The 14,470-nt window shown below is 38.3% G+C and carries 14 protein-coding genes and 1 pseudogene; 10 read left to right on the forward strand and 5 right to left on the reverse strand.

What is annotated here, in order from left to right:
• Positions 1 to 33 precede the first annotated feature (33 nt).
• The 5 genes from FHK89_RS02100 to FHK89_RS02120 all read left to right on the forward strand — a co-directional run bounded on the left by FHK89_RS02100 (position 34) and on the right by FHK89_RS02120 (position 4,132).
• The gene (locus tag FHK89_RS02100; protein WP_230656143.1) at positions 34 to 1,200 is read left to right on the forward strand and encodes a hypothetical protein; all 1,167 of its coding nucleotides are present in this window, start codon (positions 34 to 36) and stop codon (positions 1,198 to 1,200) included.
• Between the two features lie 105 nt (positions 1,201 to 1,305).
• Entirely contained in the window at positions 1,306 to 2,205 is a 900-nt protein-coding gene (folP, locus tag FHK89_RS02105; RefSeq protein WP_442966548.1) for a dihydropteroate synthase, read from the forward strand.
• Positions 2,206 to 2,338: 133 nt separating this feature from the next.
• Positions 2,339 to 2,614: an FAD assembly factor SdhE gene (locus FHK89_RS02110; protein WP_230656148.1), complete on the forward strand. Its 276-nt coding sequence runs from the start codon at positions 2,339 to 2,341 to the stop codon at positions 2,612 to 2,614.
• Positions 2,615 to 2,621: 7 nt separating this feature from the next.
• A complete protein-coding gene (locus FHK89_RS02115; protein ID WP_230656151.1) occupies positions 2,622 to 3,104 on the forward strand; it encodes a hypothetical protein in 483 nt (160 codons plus the stop codon).
• Between the two features lie 356 nt (positions 3,105 to 3,460).
• Complete coding sequence (locus tag FHK89_RS02120; protein WP_230656154.1) at positions 3,461 to 4,132, forward strand: YidB family protein; 672 nt, start codon at positions 3,461 to 3,463, stop codon at positions 4,130 to 4,132.
• A 222-nt stretch (positions 4,133 to 4,354) separates the two neighbouring features.
• Here the strand turns inward: FHK89_RS02120 and FHK89_RS02125 are convergent, their stop codons facing one another.
• Positions 4,355 to 5,149 (reverse strand): MBL fold metallo-hydrolase, encoded by a 795-nt coding sequence (locus FHK89_RS02125; RefSeq protein ID WP_230656157.1) that lies wholly within the window; start codon positions 5,147 to 5,149, stop codon positions 4,355 to 4,357.
• 291 nt (positions 5,150 to 5,440) lie between these two features.
• Here FHK89_RS02125 and tsaB point away from each other — a divergent pair, with 291 nt between their 5' ends.
• Positions 5,441 to 6,121 carry a tRNA (adenosine(37)-N6)-threonylcarbamoyltransferase complex dimerization subunit type 1 TsaB gene (gene tsaB / locus FHK89_RS02130; protein WP_230656160.1) on the forward strand — a complete coding sequence of 227 codons (681 nt, stop codon included), beginning with the start codon at positions 5,441 to 5,443 and terminating at the stop codon, positions 6,119 to 6,121.
• Positions 6,122 to 6,211: 90 nt separating this feature from the next.
• Here tsaB and FHK89_RS02135 read toward each other — a convergent pair whose 3' ends face one another.
• The 3 genes from FHK89_RS02135 to FHK89_RS02145 all read right to left on the reverse strand — a co-directional run bounded on the left by FHK89_RS02135 (position 6,212) and on the right by FHK89_RS02145 (position 9,613).
• The gene (locus FHK89_RS02135; protein ID WP_230656163.1) at positions 6,212 to 7,627 is read right to left on the reverse strand and encodes a T4 RnlA family RNA ligase; all 1,416 of its coding nucleotides are present in this window, start codon (positions 7,625 to 7,627) and stop codon (positions 6,212 to 6,214) included.
• A gap of 137 nt (positions 7,628 to 7,764) precedes the next feature.
• Positions 7,765 to 8,586, reverse strand: coding sequence for a 2,3,4,5-tetrahydropyridine-2,6-dicarboxylate N-succinyltransferase (gene dapD, locus FHK89_RS02140; protein ID WP_230656166.1), 822 nt, complete (start codon positions 8,584 to 8,586; stop codon positions 7,765 to 7,767).
• Between the two features lie 103 nt (positions 8,587 to 8,689).
• Complete coding sequence (locus FHK89_RS02145; protein ID WP_230656168.1) at positions 8,690 to 9,613, reverse strand: alpha/beta fold hydrolase; 924 nt, start codon at positions 9,611 to 9,613, stop codon at positions 8,690 to 8,692.
• 629 nt (positions 9,614 to 10,242) lie between these two features.
• On the opposite strand from FHK89_RS02145, the gene FHK89_RS02150 reads away from it, so the two are divergent.
• The 3 genes from FHK89_RS02150 to FHK89_RS02160 all read left to right on the forward strand — a co-directional run bounded on the left by FHK89_RS02150 (position 10,243) and on the right by FHK89_RS02160 (position 12,740).
• Entirely contained in the window at positions 10,243 to 11,412 is a 1,170-nt protein-coding gene (locus FHK89_RS02150; RefSeq protein WP_230656171.1) for an MFS transporter, read from the forward strand.
• A gap of 110 nt (positions 11,413 to 11,522) precedes the next feature.
• Positions 11,523 to 12,002: a hypothetical protein gene (locus FHK89_RS02155; protein ID WP_230656174.1), complete on the forward strand. Its 480-nt coding sequence runs from the start codon at positions 11,523 to 11,525 to the stop codon at positions 12,000 to 12,002.
• A gap of 291 nt (positions 12,003 to 12,293) precedes the next feature.
• Positions 12,294 to 12,740 carry a hypothetical protein gene (locus FHK89_RS02160; RefSeq protein ID WP_230656177.1) on the forward strand — a complete coding sequence of 149 codons (447 nt, stop codon included), beginning with the start codon at positions 12,294 to 12,296 and terminating at the stop codon, positions 12,738 to 12,740.
• A gap of 83 nt (positions 12,741 to 12,823) precedes the next feature.
• Here the strand turns inward: FHK89_RS02160 and FHK89_RS02165 are convergent.
• Positions 12,824 to 13,429, reverse strand: a pseudogene (locus tag FHK89_RS02165) (IS5 family transposase); the annotation flags it as partial.
• 375 nt (positions 13,430 to 13,804) lie between these two features.
• On the opposite strand from FHK89_RS02165, the gene FHK89_RS02170 reads away from it, so the two are divergent.
• Positions 13,805 to 14,413, forward strand: a complete 609-nt coding sequence (locus tag FHK89_RS02170; RefSeq protein WP_230656179.1) for a class I SAM-dependent methyltransferase — start codon at positions 13,805 to 13,807, stop codon at positions 14,411 to 14,413.
• Positions 14,414 to 14,470: the final 57 nt, after the last annotated feature.

Consider the following 14,470-nt stretch of genomic DNA (forward strand, 5'->3'; position numbering starts at 1 on the left):
ATAATATAGTCTGCCTACTATAAAACAAATGATATGGACAATCTAAAGCAAGATAATGTTCAACACAAGCCAAAAAAAGACAATAAAAATAGCGATTTGTTTAAGCGATGGTTTGCCAATATCGGCTATGACTGTCCGCATACTCATTGTGGTCAGCACTTTACTTTTCCGATTAATAAAAAAGGTATTTTATTTTGTCCTCATTGTCAGCAAAGTATTTTATTAAATGATCCTAATAACGAGTTGAAGCTAGTAGACATAAAAATAAGGAAGTTTAACTTCCAATTTGAATGGAAATATTTAACCAAGCCTAAATATTGGCTGCTTTGTATCATATTTTTATTCATATTAGTTTTATTCCGTTGGATTCAATCACATATCTTAGATGAAGGTTTCTACTTAATATTAACATGTCTATATCTTTCTTATATCTTTTTGATTTTATTAAAAAGTTACTTAGCAAGAGGATATAGAGATTTTTTACTTATTTTTACACATTATAATAAGCCTATTTATGCAGGCGTCGATAATTTAGTAACAGTTACAAAATATCCATTTACTTATGTTGCTCCAAATGGTTATTTAATTGTCAATCAGCCCACCAATCGAGATATCTTCTCCAGTTATGATGACATCAACTGTTGTCTACAATGTCACTCACAACAATTGATTAACTTAAACACTGTACTAATTTTAGATTCTAAGTTTTTTGAAACCCATCACATACCTCGACCCAAACAATTTCCCAAAAGTGGTTTTAACTTTGCGACTAAAACTTATGTCAACATGAATAAATCAAAATATATTGTATGTTTAAACTGTCTTTCTTACTTTCAATGGAAAAAACTAAAACCTTCTATAGCAAATAAAAATATTCTATTTTACATCATTAAAATATTTAAAATAATTTTGAACATAATATTCTTTATGGCATTATTAATTTTTTATCTGGCAATTATAGCTATATTTTCTCTATGTATTGATATGGCAATGTTTTATATCATGTCAAATCTTCCCACATCAGATTTAGCACTATTTAGTTTGGCGTGGTGGAAGCGCAGTATGACTGCACTGGCCTACTTTTTAGTCACCAGCATATATTTGCAATTTATATTTTTCATTATTTTCTCTGCTAAGTGGGACAAAATTAAATTTAATAAAAATAAGATAACACTCCAACAGCTTAAGATGGATTATTAAAATATATGTGGCTACGCTTCACTTTACTCACCTGATTTAAACTTTAGCACTGGCGTTTTGATGCTATCATAGAGGTATGTTGTTATTGATAAGATGTGAGATATGATGAAGTTACATGCGTTACCTAAAGTATGTTTGAGCTCTAAAACTGCTAAAAGAAATGATGACTTAAAAAAACTGGATTTAAGCTGCCCACAGATCATGGGGATATTAAATGTCACCCCTGACTCGTTTTCAGATGGTGGGCAATTTAATGCAGTAGATAAAGCAGTCACACATGCGCAGGCAATGATAGACGCTGGCGCAAGTATTATTGATGTGGGCGGTGAATCCACTCGTCCTAATGCCACTCCTGTCAGCATTGAGCAAGAGATGCAGCGGGTCGTGCCTGTGGTACAAGCATTGCGAGCGCAATGTGACCCGAATGTATGGATTTCGATTGATACCAGCACGCCTGAGGTAATGCAAGCTTGTGTAGAGGCAGGTGCAGATATTTGGAATGATGTGCGTGCACTGCGCCGAGAGGGTGCGCTTGCAATGGCGGTTAAGCTTGATATACCAGTAATTTTGATGCACATACGCGGTGAGCCAACGACGATGGATGGCTTGGCGGTCTATGAGGATGTGGTCAGTGAAGTCATGGATGAGTTGTCTACCACCGTAAAGATGGCACTAAATGCTGGAGTACATCGTAAGCATATTATTATTGATCCCGGGTTTGGCTTTGCCAAGGGTTATGAGCATCATCGCCAACTGTTATCACAACTATACCACTTACATACACTAAACCTACCAATTTTGTTTGGGGTATCACGTAAACGATTTTTGGGTGAAGTACTAAGTAAAACAGGTTTGCCAGCATTTGCCAATAATACCGCCAATGAGCGTGATGCAGTAGGTATGGCAGCAGCACTATTGGCGGTACAACAAGGAGCCAGCATCATTCGCACTCACAATGTGGCAATGACCAAGCAAGCGTTAGCGTTATGGCAGCAAATAGGATAGTAGTACAATTGGGAAAATAGTTTCCCAATTGCTTTCGAATTAAACGAGGGATTTAAAATCCCCTGTTGTTTCACTATTAAAAAACTACTCTATGATTTATATATTTAAAAACTAAGATTATTAGGAGAATGAGATGTCTGATTTTCAACCTACTGATGAACAACGCCGTATCATTTATCAAGCCCGCCGTGGGTTAAAAGAACTTGATTTTTATATCGATCCGTATGTCAAAAATCATTATTTGACCGCCGATGCCACCGAGCAAGCCACGTTTGCAAAACTGCTGTCTTATGAAGATCCTGATTTGTTAAACTTTTTTATGAACCAAGACACACCTGATGATGCCCAAGTAGCTGAGTTAATTGCAAAGTTAAAAGCGTATCAACATTCACCTGACTCTGCTCATTAGAACGACAGTGGATACACACATACTAAACAATGATGGTAGTGATGCGAGTCGTATAGATGCACCTGTACGCAGGGTAAGTCATTGGCAGATAGTGGTAATGGCGGCTTATCTGCTAACCCTTGGACTAATTTCCCTATTTATCCATGTGCGGTGGTGGATCTTCATATTACTGGTTATACTTAGCTTTATGGTATTACTGTGGATGTATGTGCGTCATTCGCCATTGATTCACCTCACCTCCCCTCAGCTTTATCATCAAGAGCATAACCAACAAAACCAGAGCCATAAGCTATGGCAGCTACTATTTGATAAACCTGAGCATCACGAGCTTTGGGAAGCCAAGCTTGTACAATGTCGAGACTTTGGTAAATGTATCCAACTGAATTTTACCATTTCACACCCCATGCCCGAGACGTTGCTAATTATGTTGTGGCAAGATCAGTTAGATGCTCATTCATGGCGACGACTCAAAGCATTGGCAAAATGGTAGTGGACATGTTGCTAGCTAAGTTGCTATAAATTATTAGATATATAAGTTACTGGTATTATAGTCAATCTAATATAAATCCACCACGGTGTTAACCTTGCTAGATGTACTATCTGCACTCGGTTGCCTTGTGGTGAAATTATATTAGATTGACTATAGCAAAGCTTTTTATCTTGATTAATACCATAAATATCCCGTTTAACAATTTGCACCTTCAAATTTAAAGCAGATTTGTTATAGTAATTAAAGACCATGCGTGATTCGCACAAATAATGAATCATGAGCTTGTTTGTGCAAACCGCCATACTTCTATAAACTTTATCCAAACAATGCAATACATTTTATAATAAGGAACAAATATGAGTCTTTTAGGAAACTTAATTACCCAAGTTGCTAGCAGTGCCCTAAGCCCTGATAACCAACAACATCAGCAAAACAACCAATCCCAAGCCAGCTCAAGTGGTATGGGTGGTATGTTAGGTAGTGTTTTGGGTGGCTTAAGTGGTGGCAATGCCCCGCAAGCACAAAGCAATCAAGGTGGACTCGGTGGTATGCTCGGCAGTGTTTTGGGTGGGGCTAGTAGCAACAATATGAATATGGGTGGTGCAGGTGGTTTGGGTTCAGTTTTAGGCAGTGTACTTGGCGCACGTACTGGTGGTGGAAAGGGCATGCTATTGGCAGCCTTAATGCCTATGGTATTGGGCTGGATTCAACGTAATGGTGGTCTATCAGGTGCATTAGGAAAAATCAAGGAGTTGGGGTTTGATAATCAAGTCAATTCTTGGATGAGTACCCAGACAAATGAAAACTTGAATCCTAATGAAGTGAATCGTTTGTTTGGTGAGGACGAAATTCGTCAAGTAGCAGAGCAAACAGGAACAGATGAAAATGAAGTAAAACAAGGCATTTCTGAGCTATTGCCTGAAGTATTTAATCAGTTAACACCCAACGGTGACCTAGATACTGAAAATGAAGCCAATCAAGAGATTGATGAAATTTTAAAACAAATTTCTGGTGCATTGACCAAATAAATCTTATTGCGCCTAAAAAATAATTAGGCACATAAAAAAGGTCATACAAAGATGACCTTTTTTATTATCTATACCTAGCAATTAGGTATCTAAGAACCTGTATTCACAACCCATAATGGTGGCTTTTTGCCTAAAATAGACGTACTACGGCGTTAAATTTTGGCTTATGAATACAGGTTCTAAATACTAAGTCTCAATACTATACACTATGATATACCATGACTATGGCAAAAGGTGATGGCAAGCGTAATCTTCGGCGGTAAATAAGTCAATACCACAATCTAGCTCACTAATCCAGTCCAAAAATTGGTGAAACATCTCTGTACCATCAAAACGCATGCCATGTTGGGGTAACATCATCCTAACATCCAACTGACGTACAGATTGCGCCCAAAGAGATGTTACTTTTTTAGATACCATATAACGACGATGAAAACCTATCATATTGCTGATATGGTTATCAAAATCAGTCACAGCAACGCTAGAGTCTTTAGCCAACGATGCCCCCATATCACCAGAAAATAAGATACCACTAACAGGATCATAAAACTGCAAATTACCAACCGAATGCAAAAAGTGGGCAGGTATGGCGATTAATCCTGCACTACCAAGTGGAATATAGCCACCTGTATCAGGAATACCAATAATACGATCAGAAAGGCTTTGTTTGAGTCGTCCTCTGGTAAAAGCAGAGTTATAATGTGGCAAAAACCGCTGCCAAAGACTGGGCATAATTAGCTTTGCATCTTCTGTATGCACTAACCATCGTGGCATTGAAGCTAAAATATCGGGGTCTTGATGCGAGCCAATGACATAACGGATTTGCTCCATGGTAATAAAGTGACTCAAGCGTAAGGTAAGCGGAGCAAAAGTCAAATCCCCACCAGGATCTAAAATAGCGGCTTCTTCTCCATCAATAATCAAAAATTGATTGGAAGGAATACTTTCATCTTCAAAAGGGATGGAGATGGCAATACATTTGTGATTGCCATCATCAAAAAGCACATGATGCTTCATAGATAATTATCCAATAATAAAATTGTAAAAATATGGTTAGAAATATCGTGTCTCGCTCTAACAAGAAACGTAACTAAATAAAGTTGTTTATGCGTTAAGATATTATTTTTATAACACTACTACTTTTATAATATTTATTAACATAACGGTAATAGTCAACAAGAAAGAAACATTATTGTTATATTAAAACATAAAACATACAATTTATATTGTAGCTTATACCTGCTCTAAAGTCCTAACTTTTTAGTATTTTGTCTAGATTTTATTTATAAAAAAACAGTGAGGGTCATTATGTTTTTGGCAATTGATAGCGTTTTTGGACAATGCTCAGTGGCATTGATAAATACGCAAGGTGATGTGTTAAGTTTAGATACTAAGATGGGCAATCGTGAGCAAACACAGCAAATTTTGCCAATGATAGACACAGCGTTAAAAAATGCTGATGTCAACTTATCTGCATTACAGGCCCTTATCTTTAATCGAGGCCCGGGCGCATTTAGTGGTATTCGTATCAATACGGCGGTGGTGCAAGCGTTATCAGTAGCACAAGACATTCCCTGTGTGGGTGTGTCAAGTTTACAAATACTGGCACAAACGGCACATAAAGAGCACGGTATTAGCCAGTGTCATGCCCTACTCGATGCCAGAATGAAACAAGTCTATTGCGCACAATATCAGCTGCAAGCAGGCATCATGACCCAAGTGGAAAATAGCCAAGAATATCTACTTGATTATGATTCTTGCCTAGACGATACACTGGCTTTGGTGGGTAATGGTGCTCGGTTAGTAGAAGCAGCGCAAGCAGAAGTCTATGCAGATATCGAGCCAAACGCTGCGATTTTGGCAACACTTGGCAAAGTACAGTTTGAGCAAACGGGTGGCGTTGATGCTACCCATGCACTGCCCGTCTATCTGCGCAATGATGCGTGGAAAACGCTAAAGCAACAAAAAGCGCATAAAGGATTGGCTTAACTGAACAAGTTAGTTGGCTTAATCGATTGAATTAATTGCAACAGCTTAAGCCAATTGGGCGATTTGGGCGATAGTAATAAAAGCCATCACTTAATTTTTAGATTTATCCAACACTGCCATCATATCCAAAATAAAGCGTTTTTGGGCATTGGCGGTCATTCTGGCAAAATTTTCCTCAATCCCATGTCCTGATAGCAAGCTCAGGGCTAATTGTGCAATGCCTTTGGTCTGTGCCTGTGAAAAAACAAACTTCATCATCGCAGACACCAACTCAGGTTTGCCTTGAGCTTGCACTTGAGCCGTTATCATGGCTTTATAATCTTTTCCCACCTCGATATTTTCTTGCGTGATGTCTAAAAACTGCGCAACCACTTGATAAAATAACTGCTGTGCTTGAGCAATGGCAGTATCTCTTACACTAACATAAGGCAATATTTGTGAAGCATCATCAGGGAATGTTGCTAGCCACTCGTCTTCCTCAAAGGCAAAAATAATCTCAAACATGCGATTGGGTGACAATTCATTGTCATCACCTTGATGATGACGTGCGACAAACGCAGGCGACTTGATTTTTACCTTTGGTAAGCCATTGATGTATACCACATAACCCTCGCCATTTTCTTGCAGGGCTTTGGCAGACTCAATCATGTCATGCACCGTATTAAACTGATAGCTTTGGGGATACCGTATCGTAGGTGTGCTAAATGGCTTGTCTTGACTGCTATGGGCGATGGTGGTTTGTTGCCGTTGCAGCGCATCTAACAGTTGTTGTGCCTCGCCTTGATTATCATCAAGGCTGTCTGGCAAATAATGTATCTCATTCATCTCATCTTGCTGATTGTACAAACTTGCCAAAAAATACACGCTTAACGGATAAGTTAATACCCCTTTATTCAGTGGCGAACACAGCTCAAACACATAGGTGACATTGGGGTCTAAATTCTCAGATTGGGCAAATTCTTGTAAAAACTGCTGATTGCTTGCCAACTGATTTTGCGACAGCTCTTTTCTTTTGATAGTAAAGTTTTGTACCTCTTGTTCGCTTAATATTTTGCCTTGCAACGCCCAAACAAATAAATCGTAAAAATTAAGCTTGGCATTTGGCACATTGGTATCAGCAATGGCAGTACTGCGTGTGCCAACATACCAAACACCTTGATAACAAAACAACTTCATTAATGAGCCATCGATTTTTTCAAGAGTTTGACAATCAAACTGCGGACTATCCATCGCTGAGTCTAACAATAGCTGATAGTTTTGCTCATAATAATTAAAAAAACGGCTAAATGGACGTGCCACCACCGCCAATGTTTGTTTGTCTAATACCAAGCCACGACAACAGTTGGTAAAAAAATCATTGGAGCTGGCATTTGCTGAATAAGACAAATTAACCAAATTTATCTCAGGGTGTTCGGATATTTTAATATTGGCTTGCTGACACCGCTTTTCTAACTGGGCAAAATCTTTTAGTTGAAATTTTTCTTTAAACCAAAATTCATTGTGCATATTCTTTCCTTAGTTTTAATTTTATGATTTCCTGTTCATTATCCATAAAAAAAACAAGCCCAAAATGGACTTGTTTTATTGTTTTTAGCGATTGCTTAACTTTATTGTTAATCGCTTATGATATAAAAACAATCACGTTAATCCAAACGTAACAACTCATTTACCGCTGTTTTTGCCCGAGTTTGTGCATCGACTTTTTTAACAATCACCGCACAATATAAACTGTGCGTACCATCTTTGGCAGGCAGGCTACCGGGAACAACGACCGATCCTGCTGGTACACGCCCATAATGAATCTCGCCCGTTTCACGGTCATAAATCTTGGTGGACTGACCAATAAACACACCCATCGAAATCACTGAACCTTCCTCAACAATCACCCCTTCAACGATTTCTGAGCGTGCGCCGATAAAGCAGTTATCCTCAATAATGGTCGGATTGGCTTGCAATGGCTCTAATACACCACCGATACCAACACCCCCTGATAAATGCACGTTTTTGCCTATTTGCGCACATGAGCCAACCGTTGCCCATGTATCCACCATCGCGCCTTGGTCAACATACGCACCGATATTAACGTATGATGGCATTAACACCGCACCACGAGCGATAAATGAGCCTTTACGGGCAACCGCAGGTGGCACAACACGCACGCCAGCTTCACTAAACTGCTCGGCTGTCCAATCGGCAAATTTGGTAGGGACTTTGTCATAAAACTGTACAAACTCACCGCTTGGCATTGGCGCATTGTCATGTAGGCGAAATGACAGCAATACCGCTTTTTTTGCCCATTGATTGACCACCCATTCACCGTCCTTTTTTTCGGCAACACGTAAGCTACCGTTGTCTAGCTGCTCAAGTACAGATTCAACTGCCTCACGTACCTCTTGTGGCATAGTGCTTGGGCTATAATCAGCACGATTTTCAAAGGCTTGTTCGATGGTATCTTGTAATGACATAAAAATTCCTATTAAACTAAAATGATTATTAGAAAAAGCGACTCATTGTCGCTAATTTTATCCAGTTTGGCAAATCTGTCTTTTTTTAACATGATGCTACGCCCTACTTAGGTAGGTGCTGTAACAACCAATTTAACAAATCTCGATATACACGCTGATTATCTGTTTCATTCAGCGGCTCATGACGCATATCAGGATACAAATAATAGTCCACACCCGTATAACCCTGCTGCTCTAATCGAGCTACCAACTGGTGAATTCCCTCGCCCATATTACCAATCGGGTCATCTGCACCACTGACAAACAGCATGGCAAAGTCTTTATCAATACTCGCAGCCCACTGTTTATTTAGCCCTCTATGCATCAGTTGCATCAATGCCATAAAGCCATTATTGGTAAAGTCAAAGCCACATAACGGGTCTGTTTCATAGTCCTGAATATTATCAGGATTTTCACTGACCCATGCATAGTCAGAATCAAGATATGCCTCACCAAGCTTGGCATTTAACAGCTTATTCATCGTTTTGGCAAATAACTTATTACGCTGTTTGGGTGCAACCTTATTTAATACCTGAGTAACAGGCAAAAATATCTTGATTAATGGGTCAAAATCTCCTGTCCCCATCAAAATTGCGCCTGCAAACTCACTGGCATGATGCTGTAATACATTACGCACAATAAATGAGCCCATCGAATGTCCCATAATAAAATGTGGCACGTCAGGATGACGAGCTTTCAGGGCATCTGCCATGATAACGGTATCTTTGAGTAACGCTTGCATTGGATACTTTGGCGCAAAATACCCCAGTTCATCTGCATTTTTTGCGGTTTTACCATGTCCTAGATGATCGTAAGTAGCAACAGCAATGCCATTATCTGCCAAAAACTGCGCAAACGTTGTATAACGTCGACTATGTTCTGTCATACCATGAGCAATTAATAACGTGGCTTTGGCATCAGTTTTTGGGGTAAAAAAAGTATGGTGTAAATTGTGCTTTTTATCACTAGATAGTATTAAATCGCTCATAAACTGTCCTTGCTTTTGAGTCATATTTCCATTCTTGTTTATCTTTAAGTTTTCTATTCATGCTATCGTACCTAATAAAGACGCCTATATAGTCAATTTAAGCTTACTGATACTAGCAAGCCAAGCGAAGGTGTACAAGTAGTACTACAAGTGAGATAAACAACGTAACAGTTTTAGAACCTGTATTCATAATCCAAAATCAGGGGATTTTTAAACTAAAATTGCGTAATACAAGGCAAATTTGGGGGCGAATAGTCACTCTATTTAATCCAAAATTTAACGCCGTAGTACGTCTATTTTAGGCAAAAAGCCACCACTATGGGTTGTGAATACAGGTTCTTATAATATAGCTTCTTATATTGATATGACTATACTTAGCCTCTTATCATACGGCAAAATCCCACTTTTACGGCTAAAATTTTGCAACGCTCTGTGCCGTCCTTTCAACTTTTAGCAAAAATAAGATAAAAATTTCCCATTTTTCAGTATTTATTTCCCGTTTCTCTCATAATGACACCCCAAAAGCTACTGAAATAAAAGTAGAATACCTTTGTTTCAGACAAATAATAATAATTATCATCTAAGTCGCTTTATAAAATAAAATCCCTGATTACCCTGAGAGTATCTCCATGAAATCACTTTGGTCACTGCTCATCGCAAATGCCTTATGTACTGCCAGTTTGTTTGCGTTTATTCCTGTCATTGGTCCCATCATTCGTGAGCTACATTTAGCCGAGTGGCACAGTGGCATTATTGTTGGTATTGCTGGTATTGTCTGGATGATTTGCTCACCACTTTGGGGACGCTACAGTGATAAAGTGGGACGCAAACATATTTTACTCATTAGTATGCTGGGATTTGCCTTAGCTTATTTTGTGTTAGGTAGATTTTTGGGATATGTACTGGCAACACCGCTAGCTGCTAGCTATATGCTGACCATATTTATTGTATTGCGTGCCATCATGGGTGGGTTTTATGCCGCCATTCCGCCCGTCAGTGCCGCCAGAATGGCAGATGCCACCACCAGCTCACAGCGAACGGCTGCCATGGCAGTATTGGGTGCCTCTAACGCCATTGGTATGGTCATCGGTCCAACATTGTCAGGGCTGGTTGCCAAAAATAATCTGGCTCTGTCCTTATATATTGCCGCTGCCCTACCCTTTATTGCTTTTGTTTTACTGTGGGTATCTCTTCCCAAATCCACGCACTTTGTATCCTCTACCAATAACATTCGCATCAAGCTATTTGATGCACGGGTACGTTTGCCAGTCATCACCAGCTTTGTGTGTCTCAATACCATCATTACTGCACAGATGTTGGTGGGGTTTTTGGTCATGGATAGGCTTGGTATGGACAGCAATACGGCAGCAAAAACGGCAGATATGGTGATGGGTACTGTGGGTATTACTCTCATTGTGACTCAAGGGGTAATGAGTAAAGTCAGTGGGGTCAGTAATCAAACTTGGATTCGCTGGGGCGTTTTGTTCGCTTCAGTTGGTACATTTTGGGTACCATTTGCCACCAATCAATTTATACTGATGTTGACATACGCCATTGCAGCAGTCGGCTTAGGGGTGAGCTTGCCCGCCATGCAGGCATTTGCAGCAAATGTTGTTAATCAAGATGAGCAAGGTAGCGTAGCAGGAGCGGTGTCAGCAGCGCAAGGGCTGGCAATGGTGCTCACCCCTGTTATATCCACACTTTTGTATGGCATCAATATCCTTCTGCCGTTTATGTTGGCAGGCAGCTTGCTGGTTGTCTTAAGCTTTAGTGTGACTTACCTAACTCGACCCACCTAACTGGTACGCCACTCTCAACTTCATTCTCGGGTGAATTTGCTACGCTGTTTGGTCATACTAAGTTCCTTTTTTAAGTTAGTATAACCTCTTAGTTGCTGTCCAGTTTTATTATGACACTACAGGTACTGGTATCGTGTTTATGTAGCTCTAGTGTTTTAGCGAGTAATAATGCCTCACTACAAATTAATACAGTTAAGAGTTTGTATAATCAATGCATTGGTTACGAGAAAGAGAATAGAAGAAATATTGACAATCCTTACTATGAAAGTAAGGATTGTCGAGAAATTCTATATAAACTTGCAAGCAATGACTTTAAAAAAGCAATAGCTATGGAAAAAGATTTTGAAAAAAAATATTTTAATGAGGGATATATATGTGATGCTATATATATATGGGATTCGCAAGACCCAGATTATAATGCTAAACTGACATTTACTAACTTACCCAATAATAAAGTTAAAGTAAAGTTTGGCTATGGTGGACATGTCACCTATTCACTATCTTGCAATAAAAATAAATGTCAAATTACAGACTTATTCAATAGAAATAATTTATCACAAAAGAATATTATATTTCAAGAATGTCAGTAACAAAATATTTTATTCATATATTTAACATACTTACAAAATAAAATTAACAACATATTGACTTTAAATAATAATTTGTAAGAAATATTAACTTTATAGATTCTGCTAACACTAGACCTATTTTCTATAATGGATATCCAAATTGAGAATTTGGATATATTTTTTTCAAAGTATGACAGTATTATTATATTTATATATTGAAAAAGAAAATGATTTACAAAACTAATCATTAGTATGCTAAATTTTATATATTAAAAGACTAGGCTGAATACCTATTCTTGCTAAGGAAAAATTATGAAAGTTTTGACTAAAACAACACTAACCATATTATCCCTCTCGCTGGCAACTTCCTCTTATGCAATATGTGATAATCTATTTAGCTGTACTGTGAAAAGTAATCATAAAAAAGTGCAAGTATGTGATAGAGGCAACGGCTATATTAATTATCGATTTGGTAAAAACTTAAACAAACCTGAAATAAGTTTGACACAACCTTATAGAAAGACCAGTATATCTAATCAGTGGTATACTGGACGTTTTCGTGGTAGCGTATTGAGTATACCCAATGGCAATACTACATACAGTTTATTCCATTACTTTGATAGCTTCACTGATACCAAAGCTTTTCAAACTGGTATTGATGTAATAGTAAATGATGAATATGTAGCAAAACTAGAGTGTATACCTCATTCTGTAGAATCTAATTTAGCAAATATTGATTATCTGCCAGAAGTTCACTAGTGATAATTGCAACTAACTATTACATCGAAGACTAGGCTTAATGCCTAGTCTTTTTTTGCCATTAAATGACGGATTTTGTATTAATGCCAATCCATATGCTCATCTGATGACTTACTATTTTTTCTTCTTGGGATATTGGTATAAGTATCGGTTGCCTGTATTTGTTGCCTAAATGCCTCACTATCATAACCTTTATCAGCACAAAGCATGACAACATCTGTTAAGTCTACCTGTTCTATTAAATCAGGAACTACTTTAACATCATGTGTTGTACCCTCTGTAATAATAAAAGAAATTAGATTACCATGAGCATCAACGGCTAAAACGCCTAAGTATATTTTTGTGGTATTACCACCTGCACTTTTTGCAATACCTTGTGATTTGGGGTCTGCACCACTGCTATGTTGATGTGCTTTGACATAACTTCCATCAATAAACACCCATTCCATATCTGGTTCTTCAATAATTCGGTTAAACAGCTTTATCAGCTTGTTCGATTTTGACCACCGATTAAAGGCCTTATATACAGTGTTATGTCGTCCAAAATATCTTGGTAAATCTCGCCATGGTATACCTGTTCGCATTCAATACAAAATACCTTCTACTATCTTTCTTAAATTGGCTTTGTCATATATTCCTATTTCTAGCAGTATAGACTTTAGCTTCAGCCATCGCTTTTTATTGAGCATGAATCGGGGCTTAGCGAGTAGTTTTCTTTTTGGGTCAGAGCTTAAAGTTTACTATTTCGCTATTTTTTTGTCTCTAGCTTCTTACTCTCATACCCTCAATATTCAACACGTCCTAATATTGATGCACCACTAATGTAACAGAAACTATCTGTTAGTTGTAGTACAAAGATTATTGCTGCGTCAAATAATGACGCAGCAATATAAATATGCAAAAGAGCAATGAGTGTCGTCAAAGGTGACCAAAATAAATAAAATGGCATTTTTGATATCTAGTTAATTTGTATATAGTGATAGGTAACGTTAAACTTAAGAATAAACTCATAGTATACTAATGCTCATTTACTTTTATGAACCATGTTTAGCTAAGGCATACCCATGACTCACACCCCAAACTCAGAACTACTGACCAAAGCCCAACGCTGGCGTGAAGACATCGCCTTTACCCAAGATGTCTTAGGCAAGCCGTTTCACTTTACCACCACATGGGGTATTTTCTCTCCTGAAAAGCTCGATGACGGCAGTCTGATGTTGCTTGATTATGTGGATTTTCAAGCTAATGATGACTCCATAGATTTGGGTTGTGGTTATGGGGTTTTAGGTATGACAGCCGCTAGAGAATGCCCACAAGGTCAGCATACACTGATTGATAAAGACTTTATGGCGGTAGAATACGCACGCAAAAATTGCCAAAAAAATGGGCTAAATAATGTTGATGTGCATCTATCCAATGGCTTTAACCATGTAGATAGCAATAAAGATTTTAGTTTAGTGATGTCCAACCTGCCAGCCAAAGTTGGCAAAGAACAGCACTATCTATATCTGCTCGATGCTTATAGCAAGATGCGTGAGGGTGGGCGGTTTTATGTAGTGACGATTAATGGATTACGTCAGTTTATGAAACGGGCATTTACCGAAGTCTTTGGCAATGCGGATAAGGTAAAACAAGGCAAAACTTATACAGTGACACTGGCGATAAAAGAGTAGGATGCATTGCAAGCCTAATAATAATACAAAATACACAAGCCAAAAAAACGCCAGTAT

It is taken from the genome of Psychrobacter sp. I-STPA10 (genome assembly GCF_021012795.1).
GTDB lineage: Bacteria > Pseudomonadota > Gammaproteobacteria > Pseudomonadales > Moraxellaceae > Psychrobacter.

Excerpts from the sequence above, each read along its gene's own strand:
- FHK89_RS02100 (WP_230656143.1), top strand. The coding sequence starts at position 34 with ATGGACAATCTAAAGCAAGATAATGTTCAACACAAGCCAAAAAAAGAC.
- folP (WP_442966548.1), top strand. The coding sequence starts at position 1,306 with ATGAAGTTACATGCGTTACCTAAAGTATGTTTGAGCTCTAAAACTGCT.
- FHK89_RS02110 (WP_230656148.1), top strand. The coding sequence starts at position 2,339 with ATGTCTGATTTTCAACCTACTGATGAACAACGCCGTATCATTTATCAA.
- FHK89_RS02120 (WP_230656154.1), top strand. The coding sequence starts at position 3,461 with ATGAGTCTTTTAGGAAACTTAATTACCCAAGTTGCTAGCAGTGCCCTA.
- FHK89_RS02125 (WP_230656157.1), bottom strand. The coding sequence starts at position 5,149 with ATGAAGCATCATGTGCTTTTTGATGATGGCAATCACAAATGTATTGCC.
- tsaB (WP_230656160.1), top strand. The coding sequence starts at position 5,441 with ATGTTTTTGGCAATTGATAGCGTTTTTGGACAATGCTCAGTGGCATTG.
- FHK89_RS02135 (WP_230656163.1), bottom strand. The coding sequence starts at position 7,627 with ATGCACAATGAATTTTGGTTTAAAGAAAAATTTCAACTAAAAGATTTT.
- dapD (WP_230656166.1), bottom strand. The coding sequence starts at position 8,586 with ATGTCATTACAAGATACCATCGAACAAGCCTTTGAAAATCGTGCTGAT.
- FHK89_RS02145 (WP_230656168.1), bottom strand. The coding sequence starts at position 9,613 with ATGAGCGATTTAATACTATCTAGTGATAAAAAGCACAATTTACACCAT.
- FHK89_RS02150 (WP_230656171.1), top strand. The coding sequence starts at position 10,243 with ATGAAATCACTTTGGTCACTGCTCATCGCAAATGCCTTATGTACTGCC.
- FHK89_RS02155 (WP_230656174.1), top strand. The coding sequence starts at position 11,523 with ATGACACTACAGGTACTGGTATCGTGTTTATGTAGCTCTAGTGTTTTA.
- FHK89_RS02160 (WP_230656177.1), top strand. The coding sequence starts at position 12,294 with ATGAAAGTTTTGACTAAAACAACACTAACCATATTATCCCTCTCGCTG.
- FHK89_RS02170 (WP_230656179.1), top strand. The coding sequence starts at position 13,805 with ATGACTCACACCCCAAACTCAGAACTACTGACCAAAGCCCAACGCTGG.